18 protein-coding genes and 1 pseudogene are annotated in these 16,344 nt (G+C 73.2%); 5 read left to right on the top strand and 14 right to left on the bottom strand.

What is annotated here, in order from left to right:
- Positions 1 to 46: 46 nt before the first annotated feature.
- The 4 genes and pseudogenes from QQG74_RS03865 to QQG74_RS03850 all read right to left on the bottom strand — a co-directional run.
- Positions 47 to 688, bottom strand: a complete 642-nt coding sequence (locus QQG74_RS03865) for a GNAT family protein (RefSeq protein ID WP_341718920.1) — start codon at positions 686 to 688, stop codon at positions 47 to 49.
- A 31-nt stretch (positions 689 to 719) separates the two neighbouring features.
- On the bottom strand, positions 720 to 2,033 hold the full coding sequence (gene glp / locus QQG74_RS03860) for a gephyrin-like molybdotransferase Glp (protein WP_341718919.1): 1,314 nt from the start codon (positions 2,031 to 2,033) through the stop codon (positions 720 to 722).
- Positions 2,030 to 2,983, bottom strand: a complete 954-nt coding sequence (locus tag QQG74_RS03855) for a UTP--glucose-1-phosphate uridylyltransferase (protein WP_341718918.1) — start codon at positions 2,981 to 2,983, stop codon at positions 2,030 to 2,032. Before QQG74_RS03855 ends, glp begins: the two co-directional genes overlap by 4 nt.
- A 132-nt stretch (positions 2,984 to 3,115) precedes the next feature.
- Positions 3,116 to 5,131 (bottom strand): annotated as a pseudogene (locus tag QQG74_RS03850) (diguanylate cyclase); the annotation flags it as partial.
- A 110-nt stretch (positions 5,132 to 5,241) separates the two neighbouring features.
- Here QQG74_RS03850 and QQG74_RS03845 point away from each other — a divergent pair.
- Together QQG74_RS03845 and QQG74_RS03840 are read left to right on the top strand one after the other, a co-directional pair.
- Complete coding sequence (locus QQG74_RS03845; RefSeq protein ID WP_341718917.1) at positions 5,242 to 5,877, top strand: 5-formyltetrahydrofolate cyclo-ligase; 636 nt, start codon at positions 5,242 to 5,244, stop codon at positions 5,875 to 5,877.
- Positions 5,878 to 5,917: 40 nt separating this feature from the next.
- A complete protein-coding gene (locus tag QQG74_RS03840) occupies positions 5,918 to 6,298 on the top strand; it encodes an FmdB family zinc ribbon protein (RefSeq protein WP_341718916.1) in 381 nt (126 codons plus the stop codon).
- 379 nt (positions 6,299 to 6,677) lie between these two features.
- Here the strand turns inward: QQG74_RS03840 and QQG74_RS03835 are convergent, their stop codons facing one another.
- Positions 6,678 to 6,851, bottom strand: a complete 174-nt coding sequence (locus QQG74_RS03835) for a hypothetical protein (protein ID WP_341718915.1) — start codon at positions 6,849 to 6,851, stop codon at positions 6,678 to 6,680.
- 72 nt (positions 6,852 to 6,923) lie between these two features.
- Between QQG74_RS03835 and QQG74_RS03830 the strand changes: the two genes are divergently transcribed.
- Positions 6,924 to 7,292 (top strand): hypothetical protein, encoded by a 369-nt coding sequence (locus QQG74_RS03830; RefSeq protein WP_341718914.1) that lies wholly within the window; start codon positions 6,924 to 6,926, stop codon positions 7,290 to 7,292.
- A gap of 10 nt (positions 7,293 to 7,302) precedes the next feature.
- Here QQG74_RS03830 and QQG74_RS03825 read toward each other — a convergent pair whose 3' ends face one another.
- Complete coding sequence (locus QQG74_RS03825) at positions 7,303 to 7,788, bottom strand: DUF2231 domain-containing protein (RefSeq protein WP_341718913.1); 486 nt, start codon at positions 7,786 to 7,788, stop codon at positions 7,303 to 7,305.
- Positions 7,789 to 7,984: 196 nt separating this feature from the next.
- Between QQG74_RS03825 and QQG74_RS03820 the strand changes: the two genes are divergently transcribed.
- Entirely contained in the window at positions 7,985 to 8,413 is a 429-nt protein-coding gene (locus tag QQG74_RS03820; protein WP_341718912.1) for a Fur family transcriptional regulator, read from the top strand.
- A gap of 127 nt (positions 8,414 to 8,540) precedes the next feature.
- Positions 8,541 to 9,410 (top strand): oxygenase MpaB family protein, encoded by an 870-nt coding sequence (locus tag QQG74_RS03815; protein ID WP_341718911.1) that lies wholly within the window; start codon positions 8,541 to 8,543, stop codon positions 9,408 to 9,410.
- A 154-nt stretch (positions 9,411 to 9,564) separates the two neighbouring features.
- On the opposite strand, the gene QQG74_RS03810 is transcribed toward QQG74_RS03815, so the two are convergent.
- From QQG74_RS03810 to QQG74_RS03775, 8 genes are all read right to left on the bottom strand, one after another.
- Positions 9,565 to 10,485 (bottom strand): PD-(D/E)XK nuclease family protein, encoded by a 921-nt coding sequence (locus tag QQG74_RS03810; protein ID WP_341718910.1) that lies wholly within the window; start codon positions 10,483 to 10,485, stop codon positions 9,565 to 9,567.
- A gap of 275 nt (positions 10,486 to 10,760) precedes the next feature.
- A complete protein-coding gene (locus QQG74_RS03805; RefSeq protein ID WP_341718909.1) occupies positions 10,761 to 11,375 on the bottom strand; it encodes a MarC family protein in 615 nt (204 codons plus the stop codon).
- 41 nt (positions 11,376 to 11,416) lie between these two features.
- Positions 11,417 to 12,277, bottom strand: coding sequence for a PHP domain-containing protein (locus QQG74_RS03800; protein WP_341718908.1), 861 nt, complete (start codon positions 12,275 to 12,277; stop codon positions 11,417 to 11,419).
- 26 nt (positions 12,278 to 12,303) lie between these two features.
- Positions 12,304 to 13,515 carry a hypothetical protein gene (locus QQG74_RS03795; RefSeq protein ID WP_341718907.1) on the bottom strand — a complete coding sequence of 404 codons (1,212 nt, stop codon included), beginning with the start codon at positions 13,513 to 13,515 and terminating at the stop codon, positions 12,304 to 12,306.
- Between the two features lie 50 nt (positions 13,516 to 13,565).
- Positions 13,566 to 14,393, bottom strand: a complete 828-nt coding sequence (locus QQG74_RS03790) for a SigE family RNA polymerase sigma factor (protein ID WP_341718906.1) — start codon at positions 14,391 to 14,393, stop codon at positions 13,566 to 13,568.
- Positions 14,394 to 14,497: 104 nt separating this feature from the next.
- Entirely contained in the window at positions 14,498 to 15,370 is an 873-nt protein-coding gene (locus QQG74_RS03785; RefSeq protein ID WP_341718905.1) for a PH domain-containing protein, read from the bottom strand.
- Positions 15,371 to 15,376: 6 nt separating this feature from the next.
- Complete coding sequence (locus QQG74_RS03780) at positions 15,377 to 15,535, bottom strand: hypothetical protein (RefSeq protein ID WP_007455302.1); 159 nt, start codon at positions 15,533 to 15,535, stop codon at positions 15,377 to 15,379.
- A gap of 116 nt (positions 15,536 to 15,651) precedes the next feature.
- Positions 15,652 to 16,335, bottom strand: coding sequence for a DUF6758 family protein (locus QQG74_RS03775; protein WP_341721122.1), 684 nt, complete (start codon positions 16,333 to 16,335; stop codon positions 15,652 to 15,654).
- Positions 16,336 to 16,344 lie beyond the last annotated feature (9 nt).

Genomic DNA, 16,344 nt, shown 5'->3' with positions numbered 1-16,344 from the left:
CGCCCTCGGAACAACTGCGCCGCGCCGATCCCGGACGTGGGACGGCTCACCAGGTACCGGCGCGCAGCCGGTGCCAACGGGCCAACAGGCCGCCCTCGGCGGCGACTTCCTCACTGGTCATCGCGTACCCGATGTGATCGCGCCAGGCACCGTCGATGTGCATGTAGCGCGCGTGGTACGCCTCCTCGCGGAAGCCGAGCTTCTCCACCACGCGGCGGGACGGCAGATTCTCCGGCCGGATGTTCACCTCCACCCGGTGCAGGCCACCGGGGCCGAAGGCGTGGTCGACGGCGAGGGCGAGCGCGGTGGGGATCACGCCACGGCCGGCCACCCGGCGGTCCACCCAGTATCCGACGTAGCCGGAGCAGAAAGCGCGCCGGACGATGTTGCCCACGTTGAGGTGGCCGACGAACCGCTCTTCGCCGTCTTCGTGGAGGCAGACCGCGAACGGCATCCCCTCGCCGGTACGCGCCGAGCGTCGCTGGTCGCGGTAGACCCAGCGGAAGGTGGCCGGCGAGTTCAGCTCGGCCCAGTCACCGGCCAGCGAGGACTCCCAGGGGGCCAGCCAGTCGCGGTTTGCGCGGCGCACCTCCGACCAGGGCGTCGCGTCCGAACGCCGGTACGGCCGCAGCAGTACCGGGCCGTCGGCGAGCACCACCGGCCAGCCGGGTGCCCGTCTGAACCGCACCGATCCTCCAAACCCGAGCGTCAGCGGCGATTCACCGTCGGCGGTCCAGCAGCAGCACGTCCACGGTGGAGCCGGCGGCGGCTGCGGTCACCCGCTCGCCAAGAACGAGAAGGCCGTTCGCCTCTGCCAGGCCGGAGAGGGTGAACGGGCCGCCGTTGAGCGGTTGGACAGTGTATCCCCCGCCACGCCGTTCGGCGACGTGGGCGGGCCGGAACTCGCGCAGCCCGGCCGGCGACGAGACGGTCTCCAGCAGGTGTGCCCGCACACTGGGCCGGAACACCGGCTCGGCGCCGGCGAGCAGGTTGATCGCCGGGCGCGCCAGCACCTCGAAGCCGATCATCGCGGCACCCGGGTCGCCGGGCAGGCAGACCACCGGCACCTCCTCGGCGCCGACGGTGCCGAAGCCGAGCGCGGTGCCCGGATAGAGCGCCACGTCGGTGAAGGTGACCGGGCCGGCCCGGCCGCCGTCTCGGCGGGACAGGATGCGTCGGACCATGTCACCCGGGCCGGTGCCGGTCCCGCCGGTCGTGATGATCAGGTCGGCGCGCAGGGTCTGGTCCTCCAGCAGCCCGCGCAGCCCCTCCGGGTCGTCGTCACAGATGCCCACCCGGTACGCCAACGCGCCCGCCTCCGCCGCCGCAGCGGTCAACGCGTGCGAGTTGGCGTCCACCACCTGGCCGGGCTGGCTGCCCCGGCCCACGTCGACCAGTTCGTCGCCGGTGGCCACGATGACCACCCGTGGGCTGGGTCGGACCACCACGTGCCCGATCCCGGTGGCGGCCAGCACCGCGACCAGGGCGGGTGAGACGTACGTGCCGGAGGGGGCGAGCACGGCACCGGCCGCCACCTCCTCGCCGGCCCGGCGTACTCCGTACCCTCGCTTCGGGGCGCGGAAGATCTCCACCGCCGCCATGCCCTGGTCGGTCCATTCCACCGGCACCACCACGTCTGCGGCGATCGGCAACGGCGCACCTGCGGCGACCGAGAAACACGAGCCCGGGGTGAGCCGGACCGGCCGCCAACTGGCCGCGCCGAGATCACCGACCACGTTGAGCCGTACCGTGCGGCCTCCCGGCCCACCGGACTGGGCCGGGACGTAGCCGGCACCCCGGGCCCCGCCCGCGATGTCCTCCCAGCGCGCGGCGTAACCGTCGACCGCTGCCTGGTCGAAGGCCGGGAAGGCGTGCGGCGCGACGACGTCCTCGGCGAGGACATTGCCGTACGCCTGGGTGAGGTCGAGGTCGAGCGGAGGCAGCGCGCGTAACCTGCGCAGCACGCTGCCCAGGTAGTCGGCGAGCCGCGTCAACCCGTTTTCGGCCGCCTCGGCGTCGGCCGGCGCGGTCATGTATTCGGACCGCCCGACGCGTCGGAGTTGACGAATTCGGCCAGCCACTTGCGGAACTCGCTGCCCAGGTCCTCGCGTTCGGCGGCGATCTGGACCACGGTCTGGAGATAGCCCAGCGGCATCCCGGTGTCGTAGCGGGTGCCCCGGTAGACGATCGCGTGCACCGGTGTGCCCTCGGTACGCAGCAGTTCCATCGCGTCGGTCAGCTGGATCTCGCCGCCGCTGCCGGGCGGGGTCCGTCGGATGGCGTCGAAGATCTTGCCGGGCAGCACGTAGCGACCGAGCACGGCGAGGTTGCTCGGCGCCTCCTCCGGCTTCGGCTTCTCGACCATGCCGGTCACCCTCACGACCTCGCCGATGTCGGTCAACTCGGCCTCGGCGGGCTCGACCGAGGCGATGCCGTACCGCTTGGTCTCGGCCGGATCGACCTCGAAGAAGGCGAGCACCACGCCACCCGTGCGGGCCTGAAGTTCCAGCATGGCCGGCAGCAGCGGCTCGGAGAGCTTGACGAACTCGTCGCCGAGCAGCACCGCGAAGGGCTGGTCGCCGACGTGCGACTCGGCGTACCCGACCGCGTGGCCGAGGCCGAGCTGCTCCGGCTGCCGGCAGGTGTAGATGGCGGCGATCTCCTCGGTCCGCTTGACGGCGGCGAGCAGGTCGGGCTTTTCCGCGAGCCGCTCTTCCAGGTCGGGGCGGCGGTCGAAGTGGTCGACCATCGACGTCTTGCCCCGGCCGGTGATCAGCAACACGTCGCCGATGCCGGCCTGGGCCGCCTCCTCGACGATGTACTGCAACACCGGACGGTCGACAACCGGCAGCAGTTCCTTGGGAACCGCCTTGGTGGCCGGCAGGAACCGGGTCGCCAGGCCCGCGGCCGGAATGACGGCTTTGACGGCTCGGGGGCGACCGGTGGCGGCGGCCGCTGAGGGGTTCGCTGAGTGCTCCGACATGTCGCGAGACTATCGGCCATGGCGGTAACTCGGCGGGTGAGGACCGGAAGACGCGCCGCCCGCCTGACCGGTTCTGCCGGTGCCGACGGCACCCGCCCCGGCCGGTTCGCCGCCCGGACGGGTGGGTGCGGCCCGCCAGGTGTCCCGACCGGAGGCCTTGGCCGCGTAGAGCGCCTCGTCCGCCGCCTCCAGCACCCGTGGTCCGGTGTCGGCATGATCGGGATAGACGGCGATGCCGATGGAGACGGTGACCGGGATCGACTCCGGCACCCCGGCATGCCCCACCACCGCCACCGGGGTGGTGCGGATGGCCGCGCCGAGCCGCTCGGCGACGATCGCCGCGCCTCGGGCGTCGGTCTCCGGCAACAGCACCACGAACTCCTCCCCACCCTGCCGGAAGGCGAGGTCCACCTCCCGGATCTCGCCGCGTACCCGGCGGGCGAACTCGACAAGCACGTGGTCGCCGGCCGCGTGGCCATAAGTGTCGTTCACCAACTTGAACCGGTCCAGGTCGAGCGCGAGGACGCTCACCATCCGCCCGAACCGGTTGGCCCGTTCCACCTCCCGACGCAGCGACTCGCGCAGGTAGCGGTAGTTCCACAGCCCGGTCAGCGGGTCGGTGAGCGACAGCCGCTGGGTCTCCTCGTGGACGCGTACGTTGTGCACCGCCACTGCCGCGTGTGCGGCGAAGGTGCGCAGGGTGGCCAGATCCTCGTCGTCGAACTCGTCGCCGCCGAGCCGGTCGTAGAGGGCGAGTACGCCAAGCGTGGCGGCGGTCCCGGCCCCGTTGGCAACGGTCCCGGTGACGGGCACCGCCGCCTCGGCGGGTCGAGTCTCCCCTGCCGTCCCGGGCCCGGCCAGCGGCACCGCGACGTACGTCCGGCAACGCGGCTCACCGGGCGGCCCGGCGTCGGTCGGCAACCGGCCCCGGCAGGGCTGCCCGGTCACCGCGACGGCACCGATCGCGCCGGTGGCCAACGGCACCCGGGGTGGCTCGGTGCCGGGCCGCCACCCCTCGAACCCTTCGGTGCACTGCGCGACGAGCCCGTCGCCCGGCCCGGTGAGCAGCACCGCCCCGGCTCGGGCACCGGTCGCCGCCAGCGCGCTGTGCAGGGTCACCCGCAGGATCCGTTGCAGGTCGTGGGTGCTGGCCAGGGTGTCGCCGAGCACGGCGAGCTGCCCGCGCAACTGGTCCCGGCTGCTGGCCAGCGCCGCCAGGTAACCACCGGTCTCACGGGTCAGCCGGTTGACGGCATCGGCCAGCCGGCCGATCTCGTCACCACCACGGACCGGCACCCGGGCGGTCAGGTCACCGGCGACCACCCGGTCCACCGCACCGGCCAGTTCCACCAGCGGCCGGGTGCTCACCCGGGCCAGCCGCCAGGCGGCGGCCACGCCCAGCAGGGCAGCCGCCAGCACCACCGCGACCAGGACCGCGTACAGGCCGGGCGGTTGGTCGCTGGGTACCGAGAGCACCAATGGCAGCGGCTGCCCGGCGGTCGGGCCGGCCCGGCGCAGGTAGCGGCCGTCGGTGGTGCTGGTGACCCGATCGTCGTGCAGGGACGCGGCAGCGGCGAGCACGGCGTCCCGGCCGCCGGCGGACTCGGTGGTGTGGGCCACCTGCATCGGCGGGGCGGCACCGTCGAGCAGCGTCACCGCGACCCCGGTCACCGCCGCCAACCGCGCCACCAGCGCCGGGTCGACCGGCTGCGCGGCGGCGACCGTACCCAGCGCCGCACCGGTGGTGTCGCGCAGTTCCACCTGGGCCACCAGCGCCCCCGCCGGTCCGCCGAGCGGTGTCGAGGCGGTGCAGTCCCGCCAGGGTGCCGGCGGGAGGTTCGGGGTGGCGTAGCTGACCCGGCCGGTCACGTCGGTCACCTGTACGGCGGCGGCGAGTCCCCGGTCGACCACCTGGGCGGCTGCCCCGGCGTGGTCGGCGGTGAGGGCGACCGCGTCGGCTGCGGCGCGCAGTTGCTGGCAGAGTGCGTCTATCGAGGTACGCACGGCCGTGGCGGCCACCGCCAACCGCTCCGTGGCGCGGCTACGATCCACCGCCGCCACGGTGGAGGCGACGAAGACCGCACCGAGCAGGACCGGGCCGAACGCCACAGCCAGGAAGGCTGCGGTCAACCGCCCGCGTAGCGTCAACACTTCCCCCCGGAAGTTGCGACCGTCGCTTGCGATGCTGACACAGAGCGACCGCGATACAGGCGTTGCGTGAGGAGTGTTGCGTGCCGGAATTTGCGCAGGACGCGGAAGTGACACGTGAGGCGAAGCGGGCGCGGCGCGGCGCGCTGCTCGCCGGCCGCCGAGCCCTGTCCGAGGCCGCCCGCCGGGACGCGGCGGAACGGGTTCAGACCGAGTTGGTCGCCCTGGTACGCCGCCTGCGGCCGGGGCGGATGGCCGCGTACGCGCCGGTCGGCACCGAGCCCGGCGGACCGGACCTGCCAGCGGTGCTCGCCGCGGCGCTGCCCGCCGGGGCGCAGTTGATCCTGCCGGTTCTCCGCGACGACCTGGATCTGGACTGGGCCACCTGGGCCGGCCCGGCGGCGATGGTGGCCGCCGGTCGAGGCATCCGCGAACCGGCCACGCCCCGCCTCGGGGTGGTCGCGATCGCCGCCGCCGAACTGGTCGTCGTGCCCGCGCTGGCGGTGGACCGTCGGGGCGTACGCCTCGGTCGGGGTGGCGGCTCCTACGACCGCGCCCTGGCCCGATTGCCCGCCACCGCCTACACGGTGGTGCCGTTGCACGACGGCGAACTGCTGGACGCGCTGCCCGCCGAACCACACGACCGACCGGTGCGCGCGGCGATCACCCCCGGCGGCCGGTACGCGCTGCCGGCACCCCCGGGTGTCGTGCCCCACACTTCCGCTGGACGAACCGGGGGCCAATGACGCACCATTGGCACTCGAATACGTCGAGTGCCAACCGGCCGTGTCAGATCCGGAGGAGAACGTGCCCACGTACCAGTACGCCTGCACCGCGTGCGGTCACCAGCTCGAGGCGGTGCAGTCCTTCTCTGACGAGCCGCTGACCGACTGCCCGGCATGCGAGGGGCGGCTGCGAAAGCTGTTCAACTCCGTCGGCATCGTCTTCAAGGGCTCCGGCTTCTACCGCACCGACTCCCGCAGCTCCGGCTCGGACACCTCGTCGAGTGCAACCAGCGGCAAGTCCGAGAAGTCCGACTCGTCGTCCGCCGGCTCGACGACCTCGACCTCCTCGTCGAGCACCCCGTCGTCCGGATCCACCAGTGGCTCGTCGACCGGCTCCTCCGGCGGCGCGAGCAAGTCCCCGGCAGCCACCGCCACCAGCTGACGCAAGGAAGGGCCCCTTATTAACGCCTGGTGCGGTAAAGGGGCCCCTTCTTAACACCCCACCGCCCCAACCGCATCGATCGCACCGCCGCGCGAAGCGAGTGAGCGGGTGAGTGCGGGGCGCCGCCGCGCGGAGCAGGTGAGCGGGTGAGTGCGGGGCACCGCCGCGCGGAGCAGGTGAGCGGGTGAGTGCGGGGCACCGCCGCGCGGAGCAGGTGAGCGGGTGAGTGCGGGGCGCCGCCGCGCGGAGCAGGTGAGCGGGTGAGTGCGGGGCGCCGCCGCGCGGAGCAGGTGAGCGGGTGAGTGCGGGGCACCGCCGCGCGGAGCAGGTGAGCGGGTGAGTGGGTGACGCCGCCGGGCGAAGCGGGGTGGTGGGCGGGTCAGTCCCAGTGCGGTGGGCGCTCGGCGAGCAGGCGCTCGTCGTTGCCGCCCGCCGACTCTCCCCAACCGCGGTCGGTGTCGTCGGCGGTCTGCTCGGGCAGCACCACCATGTCGTCGCTCAGGTCGACCGTACGGTCGTCGTCGCCCCGCCTGCCGGGATCCCGCGTACTCACGAGCGGCAAGGGTAACGCAGCGCGGCGCGGCCTGGCCGACGGGCGGCGCGGCGGTTGGTAGCGTCGGAGGCCGTGACGACCCCCCGATCCGGCCCGGCGTCCGACGACCAGTGGCGCCGGCCCGAACCCGGCGCCGGGTCACCGCCCAGCGCACCGGCGGACCGCCCGGCCCAGGCCGGCGGCACCGGGCAACCGCCGATACCACCGACCTCCGCGCCACCCGCCTACGGTGGGCCGCCGCCCACCGTCGCGCCACCGGCCGGCTGGCGGCCCGAGGTGCAGCTGCGGGCGAACCCACCACGGCAACTGCCGGCCCAGGACATGGCCGCCCTGGACGCCCAGGAGCAGCGTGCGCAGCGGGTGACCTGGACGCTGGGGGTGGTCGCCGCCGTCGTCCTGTTCCTGCTGGTCTGTCTGCTCTGCACCCGGGCCCTACGGTGAGCCGGCGGCGCTAGTCGAAGGTGTTGCCCCAGACCATCTCGGCACCCGAGTGGCCGGTCAGCCAGACGTAGACGATGGCGACCACACCCAGCGCCACCACCACGATCGACAACACTGGCGACACCCAGCGCGGCAGCTTCGCCACCCGAGGGTGCCGGCTGGTCACCACGAGCAGCGCGATGACCGCCACGGCGAGACCCAGTGTGTACCGGAACAGCAGTCCGCCGTACTCGGCATGGTCGTTGATCTTCTCCAGGATCTCGCCGGAGAAGCCCCGCGCGATCTGCCGCTCCTGAAGCGCCTCCCCGGATTCCTCGGCGACCCAGGCGGTGACCGGCGCGACCACCGCCAGGATCCACAACGCCCAGTCCAGCCGTGCCCGGAACCGGGGCAACGCGATGTACGCGACGGCGAGCAGCACCAGCAGCGGAACGAAGACCACGACCGCGTGTACGACCAGCACGTGCGCGGGCAGACCCAGCACCTTTTCGAACATCGGACCTCCGGCGATAGGTGATCGTGGAGAGTCAGGGTACGGCGGTGTCGTCCGCCCGCCCAGAGCTCTCCTGGTGCACACGCGCGATCGATCGGCTCGGTTCAGCCGGCCCGGTGCCGGCGGAGTGCGGGGCGGCCGGGCCGGCAGGCAGAACACCCCGGTTGTCGCGTCACCAGGGCCGTGCTGTCATTGACGCATGTCCAGGGGTGAGGAGCTGCTCCGGTCGCGTGGGCTGCGGGTCACCCGGCCGCGTCTCGCCGTGCTCGACGTCCTGGCCGGCGGCGGCCACCTGGAGGTCGACGAGATCACCCGACGGGTACGCGAGCGCCTCGACTCCGTCTCCACCCAGGCGATCTACGACGTGCTGGGCGCGCTGTCCCGAGCCGGCCTGTCCCGCCGGATCGAGCCGGCCGGCAGTCCCGCTCGCTACGAGGCCCGGGTCGGCGACAACCATCATCATGTGGTGTGCCGCAGCTGCGGCGAGATCGCCGACGTCGACTGCGCGGTCGGCAGCGCCCCGTGCCTCGACCCGGGACCTGCCCAGGGTTTCCAGGTGGACGAGGCGGAAGTGACCTTCTGGGGGTTATGTCCCGCCTGCCAGGCCCGCCGCGACGCCGACGACTGAGCTACCCGGCCGGGCGCGACGCCCACGAATGAGCTACCCGGCCCGCCGCGACGCCGACGACTGAGCTACCCGGCCCGCCGCGACGCCCACGACTGAGCTACCCGGCCGGGCGTGGCACGCTTGGTTGGTGGAAGCCCCTGACGTCGGCCTGTTCGGTCCCGATTCGGTCACCTGGAAGCTGCACGCCGAGCCGATCCTGTTCGTCGCCGGCCTGCGGTCGCTCTATCTTCAGGCCCTGCACCCGAGGGCGATGGCCGGAGTGGCGCAGAACAGCAACTACCGCCGGGACGCCTGGGGCCGGCTGATCCGCACCGCCGACTACGTGGGTAGCACGATCTTCGGCACCACTGCCGAGGCGGAGGAGGCGGGGCGGCGGCTCCGCCGGCTGCACGCCAGGCTGACGGCGGTGGACCCGGCCACCGGCGAACGGTTCCGGGTCGACGAGCCGGACCTGCTGCGTTGGGTGCACGTCGCCGAGGTGGAATCGTTCCTCGACACCGCGCGCCGGGCCGGCGTACCGCTGGACGCGGCCGAGGTGGACCGGTATTACACCGAGCAGCGCCGCTCCGCCGCACTGGTCGGGCTGGACCCGGAGACGGTCCCCGGCACGGCCGCCGAGGTGGCCGAGTACTACCAGCGCGTCCGGCCCCAGCTGCGGATGACCCGGGAGGCCGCCGAGACCGCCCTGTTCCTGACCGCGCCGCCGCTGCCCTGGCGGCTCAGCCTGCCCGCCCGGCTCGGGCTCAACCTGGGGCCACCCCGCTGGGCCTACCTGGGCATCGCCGGCACCGCGCTCGCGCTCTTGCCGGCCTGGGCCCGGCGACTGTACGGCGGACTGGGCCTGCCCACCACCGCTCTCTCGGCCGACGTCTCGGTACGCGCGCTGCGCCTCGCCCTCACCGCGCTGCCACGCGACTGGCGGGAGGGCCCGATGCAGCGTGCGGCCAAGGAACGCGTCGCCCGACTGGCCGACCGCCCGGCAAGCGTCACACCATGACCCGAGTCGCTTAGCAGGCCGGCACCGGCAAGCGTCACACCATGACCCGAGTCGCTTAGCAGGCCGGCACCGGCAAGCGTCACACCATGCATGACCCGAGTCGCCCCGCTGGCCGACGGCCCGACAGGCGTCACGCCCTGATCCGGACCGGCCGTCAGCGCTGCTCCGGGGGGCGGTCCACGGCGGCCCACGGCTCCTTCTCCGGGGCTGCCGCACCGGCCGGGCAGCTGCGCCGGTAGTCGCACCAGGCGCAGCGCGGCCCGGGCGTGGTCGGGAAAGCCTCGTCCGGGTCGCCGCCGTCGGCGATGGTCCGCTCGGCCGCCATGATGTCGCGGGCGGTCTCCTCGGCCCGGGTCACCTGCCGCGCCAGCGACTCGACGGTGTGCTCGTGTGCCGCGACCGTGCCGCTGGGCAGGTGGTGCAGTTCGACCCGGCGACACGGCCGGCGGAACACCCGCTCGGCCGCGTACGCGTAGAGCGCCAGGGCCTGCGAGCCCCGCGCGTCGTCGGCGTCCAGTCCGGCCCGGCCGGTCTTGTAATCGACGATCGCCAACTCGGGGCCGGCGTCACCGGCCCGCGAGTCGATCCGGTCGGCCCGGCCGTTGAACGCCAGCACCCCGGTCTTCACCGCGACCACCCGCTCCACTCCAACCGGTTCGTCGGCCGGATCGAGCCCCTCGACGTACGCCTCCAGCCAGCCCAGTGCCCGCCGGTAGACCTCGCGTTCCTGCTCGTCGTCGCGGTAGCCGTCGCGTACCCAGGTGCCCTTGAGCAGGGTGGGCAGCACTTCGGGGCGACGCCGATCGGCTGGCAGGGCGTACCAGTTCTTCAGGGCGGTGTGCACGCTGGCGCCCAGCGAGTTGTGCGCCCACGGCGGCCCCTTCGGCGGGGCGGGACGGTCGACGTAGGAGTAGCGGTAGCGCCGTGGACAGTCGGCGTACGCGCCCAGTTTGCTCGGGGTGCAGACAAAAAGCCGCTCCGGCATGCCCTCGAAGCCGAGCTGCTCGGGCGGCGCGTTGCGGGGCCGGGGCGCGCGACCGCCGGCAGGTCGTCCGGTCGGGGAGGCTCGTCGCACGCCTGTGATCCTGCCATCCACCCCCGACACTCCCGCCGGCCCGGTCGACCCGCCCGCCGCGCAGGCAGCCCGACCAGCCCGAGCCGGGGCAGCGCGCAGCCAGCCCCGTGCTCGGACAGCCCGGCCCGAGCCACGACAGCCCGGCCCGAGCCACGACAGCCAGGCCCGAGCCATCGCAGCCAACCCCGAGCCACGGAGCAGCCAGGCCCGAGCCACGGAGCAGCCCCCGGCCCGGGCGGCCGGGTCGGTCAGCCCGGCCTGTGGGGTGCCGCCGGTCAGCCCGCCCCGGTGAAGTCGGCCACGAAGGCGAAGATCGCGTCCGCGATGAGCTGTACGGCGATCGCGGCCAGCAGCAGGCCGGCGATCCGGGTGAGCACCTCGATACCGCCCGGGCGCAGGATCTTGACGATCCCGCCGGAGAACCGCAGCACGATCCAGACGGTAAGCATCACCGCGACGATCGCGGTGGCGACGGCGATGTAGTCCGCCGCCGCCTCGGCCTGCTGGACGAAGAGCATGGTGGCCACGATCGCGCCGGGTCCGGCCAGTAGCGGGGTGCCCAGCGGCACCAGGGCGATGTTCGAGGTGGCCTGCTTGGTCGGGTCGTCGGCCTTGCCGGTCAGCAGTTCCAGGGCGACCAGGATCAGCAGCAGCCCGCCGGCCGCCTGCAACGCCGGCAGGTCGACGTGCAGGTAGGCGAGCAGGGTCTGCCCGGCAACCGCGAAGATCACGATGACGCCGAGCGCCAGTGCGACCGCCTGCCAGGCCGCCCGGTTGCGCTCCCGCGCCGACAGCGGCCCGGTCAGCGCGAGGAAGATCGGCATCATGCCCGGCGGGTCGACGATGACCAGCAGGGTCACGAAGACCTCGCCGAAGAGCTTGAGATCCACCCGGTCACCGTAGCGTCGGGTGCCGGCGTCGAAATCGCAGGTCAGCCCGAAGCAACCTCGATCACCCCGGACGAGGCGGCGACGATCTGCTCGTACGCCTCGGGGGCGGTGGTGAAGGCGCCCAGCCGGACGGTCTTGTGGCTGCCGTGGAAGTCCGACGAGCCGGTCACCAGCAGGCCCAGCTCGGCGGCGAGCCCGCGTACGTGTGCCTGCTCGGCGGGCGAATGGTCCTCGTGATCGGCTTCCAGTCCGACCAGGCCGACCGCTGCCAGCTCGGCGAACAGCTCGTCCGGGGCGACCCGGCCGCGCCGGCTGGCCTTCGGATGGGCGAAGACCGGCACGCCACCCGCCGCGCGGATCAACCGTACGGCCTGAAAGACGTCGATGTCTTCCTTGGGCAGCCGGTACCGTTCCCCAAGCCAGTCCGGCCCGAACGCCTCGACGGTGGTGGTGACCAGGCCGGCCCGGATCAACGCCTGGGCGATGTGCGGCCGGCCGACCGTCCCGCCGCCCGCGCCGGTCAGGATCTCCGACCAGCTGACCTCGATGCCGTCGGCCCGCAGCAGCGCCACGATCCGCTCGCCCCGTTCCGCGCGGGCGGTCCGCACCCGGGCCAACTCGGCCACCAGCTCCGGATGATCCGGATCGAAGAGGTACGCCAGCAGGTGCAGCGGCAGCGGTGGCTGCTCACCGAACCAGCGGCAGGACAGCTCAGCGCCACGGACCAGCCGCAGTCCGGGGGGCAGCGCTCGCAGCGCCGACTGCCAGCCGGCGGTGGTGTCGTGGTCGGTGATCGCCACGACGTCCAGCCCGGTCTCGGCGGCGGCCCGGACCAGCTCGGCCGGGCTGAGCGTGCCGTCACTGGCGGTGGAATGGGTGTGCAGGTCGATCCGGGCGATCATCGCCCGAGGTTACCGGGGACGGCCGCTCAGCCTGCGCTCACCACCACCGGGCGAACCTCGGCGGGAAGGCCGGCAAGGGCGACCGGATCCGCTGGGCGGCCGGCGGTCACCCGGTCGACGTCGATGCGGATCAGCCGGCCGGCGGCATCGGTGTAGTAGGCGGTGCTGGCCGTGCTCCAGACCGCGGCACCGGTCGCGGCCGGCCCGGCCGGCACCGGTTCGGTGGACCGGTCGAGTCGGCGCAGGTCGACGAGGACCGTCCGGTCCTGCCCTCCGGACCGCCCGCTGACAAGTAGCCAGCGCCCGTCCGGCGACACTGCGCCCGGTCCGTCGCCGCTCACCTCGGGCCCGCAGTCGGCACCAGCCGGGGCGAGGCCCGCCGGGTCGAGCAAGGTCAGACAGCTGCGCTTCGCCGCCCCGCGGGTGATCTCGCCGACGATGCGTCCGTCGGGCAACGCGCCGAAGATCCGACGGCTGGCCCGGTCGGTGCCGGGGTCGAGCGGGCCGGGTTGCAGGCGCCACAGCGCATGCCCGGGGCGGCCGGGATCGAGCCGCAGCAGGACGGAGCCGCCGACGAACCGCAGCGGCACGGCCTCGGCCGGCACCTCGGCGCGTGCGGTGGCGACCAAATCGCCGTTGACGATCTTGGCGGCGGCCAGCGCGGTGCCCTGCTTCCAGGCGACCTGCTGACCCTTCGCGTCCAACACGATCTCGTCGGCACCGGCCAGCAGCGCCTGAACGGCACCGTCCGGTGCCACCGACCACAGGAAGCGGCCGGCCAGGCTTGGCGGCCCGACGGCCAGCCAACCGCGACCGTCGGCCCGCCGGTGCGCACGCTCGATCCGGACGGTGTCGAGGAGGGTGATCCGCCGCCCCTGTGCGGTGGCGATCGCCCCGCCCAGCACCAGGTCGACGTCGGCGAGCGGGGTCTGGGTGTCGGGGCCGGTCGGCAGGCTGGTCGGGGTCCAGGTCACCGCCGGTCCCAGATCCGGCTCGCCGATCACGACGGTGCCCCCGACCGGCGGCTGTTGCCCGCCCAGCTGCATTGCCGTGGCGGTGGCGAGCACGACCGCCACCGCGGCCAGCCCGGTCCCGGCGAAGGTGCGCCGACGTCGGATGCGGTTCGCCCGCCGGATCACCGCCGCGGCCGAATCGCTGGCGGGGGTACGCGACACCGCCGCCTGCCGGGAGAACGCCTCCCGGACGGCCTGTTCCAGTTCGTCCTGCCCCACGCTCAAGGAACGACCCGGAGGCCCGCTCGGGTTGTCACGGCCTCCGGAACCAGCGCTCACCGACGCTCTCCGGCCAGCGCACCACGCGGCTGCGCGGCGACCGGAGGCGGATGTTCGACGGGTGGCGGCGCGACCGGTGGCGTTGGCGCCGTGGGCCGGCCAGGCAGATCGCCGGCCGGCACCGGCGATGGCTGCCCGAACCGGCCAGCCGTGGCGGGCGTACCGGAGGAGCGGTTGGCCGTGGCGGGCGTACCGGAACGGTTGGCCGTGGCGGGCGTACCGGAGGAGCGGTTGGCCGTCGTCCGCGCGCCGGACCGGCCGGTCGTCGCCCGCACGGCGGTGGGCGGCGGTGCGGCGGACGGCGCCTCGGAGCCGGGCAGCACGAGCGCCTCCTCCGTGCCGATCCGCCGACGCAGGGTGGCCAGTGCCCGGGAGGTCTGGCTCTTGACGGTGCCCGGCGAGATGTTCAGCAGAGCCGCGGTCTGCGCTTCCGACATGTCCTCGTAGAAACGCAGCACCAGCACCGCACGCTGGCGGGCGGGCAGCGCACGCAGGTGCCGCCAGAGCACGTCCCGGTCGAGCTGCTGCTCGATCACGTCGGCGGCGGCCCGCTCGGGCAGCACCGCGGTCGGCCGTTCGCCGTGCCAGCGGCGTCGCCACCAACTGGTCGAGGTGTTGACCATGACCCGGCGGGCGTACGGTTCGATCGCCTCGATCCCGCCGAGCCGCTTCCAGGCCAGGTACGTCTTGGTCAACGCCGTCTGGAGCAGGTCCTCCGCGGTGCCCCAGTCCCCGGTCAACAGGTACGCGCTCCGCAGCAGCGCGCCGGAGCGGGCCGTGACGAAATCACGGAACTCCTCCTCCAGCGGGTCGCTGTCGGCCACGCGCCACCTCCGTTCCTGATCCCGCCAGGCAGCCTGCCACGGCCGGACAAGGTGGGTCGAGAGTGAAAGGTTCCGCGACAGCTCCGATGTTCGGTCGATAGCCCTCAGGCGCCGTCGTCGGCCTTGGCCTCGTCCTGCTCCTTGCCCAGCCGGGCCTCGACCGCCTGCGGCTCGTACATCTCCTCGACCACACGCAGGTAGAGCTCGTTGGGGTTGGGCAGGTTCTTCACCTCGCGCAGTGCCTGTTCCTGGCCGGCGGACTCCAGCACGAAGGTGCCGTAATTGAGTGCGCGACCGGCTGGCGACTGCTCGTACTTCATGTCGGTGACCCGGGTCAGCGGCATCATCGCGACCCGCCGGGTGATGATGCCGTTGACCACCATGACCCGCTTGTTGGTCAGGATGAATCGGTCGTACCACCAGTCGGCCACCCGCCAGGCCACCCAGCCCATCACGGCGAACCAGAGCAGGACCGCGATGGTGGTGAGGGCACCGACGTCCTGCCCGGCGAGGAAGCCGGAGAGGTAGCCGAGCACGAAGGTGGCGGCGATGCCGACGATGAGCGGGGTGGCGAGGTGGATCCAGTGTCGCTTCCACTCGCCCCGGTAGCGCTCGGTCGGGAAGAGGTAGCGCGCCACAAGCGAGCTGGGCTCGTCCTCAAGTGGCAGGACCCGGCGCGGGGTCATCCCACTGGCATCGGCCCGGAGCCCCGCCAACTCCTCCTCGGAGATCTGCGGCGGCTGGTAGCCAGCCTCCGGGTCGCGCACCCAGGCGCGTCCCGACCGGGGGTCGCCGCCGTAGCCCGGACCGTCGCCGTAACCGGCATCGTCCGAAAAGATCGGGCCGTCGCTACGGCGGGTTTCGGAGCCGTACGGACCGTCGTCGGGGTCGATCCGGGGAATCGGCTCGGTGTCGCGCTCCCGGCGGGCCCGGTCTGGGTCGTCGGGATCGAACGGCGGACCGGAGGGGCTGCCCATCGGTAGCTAGGCGACCAGGCTGGTGAAGAAGTCGCCGAAGCCCTGGGCGATGTCCATGATCCCGCCGCCCAGTGACTTGAACACGTCTGCGGCGGAATTTGGCCGGTAGGCGACGAAGAAGATCAAGAATGCGATTCCGGCCCAGGTGAGGACCTTCTTGACCATGGCGGGCCATCCTCTCGCGCGGCGCCGGGTCCCATTACCGCAGCGGCACCCAGAGTATCAGCGTGGTGTCGTACCGTGAATATCTGCGTCCGTTCTCCGACATTCCGGGGGGCTTGTCAAGCCTTCCCGTGCAGGTACGGAGATGGTGCGCCGTACACGAGCTCGGATGGTGTCCACTCGACCAGGTCGTGCAGCAGCACGTCCTCGGCGAGCAGATGTCCCGCGCTCGCCGGCCAGGCTATCGCATACAGCCACAATCCCCGAGCCTCGCCGACGTACGCGCTTCGATCTGTCCGGGAATTAACCAACCACAGTGGAGTTGGGTGGCCGGCCGCCCGGACCGCTGCCCGCCCGACATGACCGGGATGCCCCGGGCCAGGTTCGGTCAACGCCTCGGCCAATTCCGGGCCGGCGTCCGGGCCGGGTACGCCCGCGTACCGCGCGCCGAGTCCCACTCCCGGCTCCTCGGCCACGAAAACCAGGTCGGCGGGGCCCGCACCGAGCGGCGCGGGGCCGGCGCAGGCGACCGCGGTGGCGCGTACTCCGAGCCGGTCGTCGCCCGCCCACGCCACGCCGGTCGTGGTCCAGCCCGGCGGCAACGGCCAGGGGCACCAGAGCGGCACCGCCGGCCGCCCAGGCTCCTCCTGTGCCTGGATGCGCTCCACGACGCTGGCCACGATCTCGGCCCCGATGTGCTCCGGGACGTGCAGCGGTGCGACCGGCCCGCAGTCGAGGCAGCGGGACTCGGCGTGCATCAGATCCGGTGGCCGCACGGATCCACCGCATCTGGGGCAACTCACCGCAACACT

Source organism: Micromonospora sp. FIMYZ51, from assembly GCF_038246755.1.
Classification (GTDB): Bacteria; Actinomycetota; Actinomycetes; order Mycobacteriales; family Micromonosporaceae; genus Micromonospora.
The sequence above is the reverse complement of the archived record's forward strand: the minus strand, read 5'-3'. Positions and strand labels throughout refer to the sequence as shown.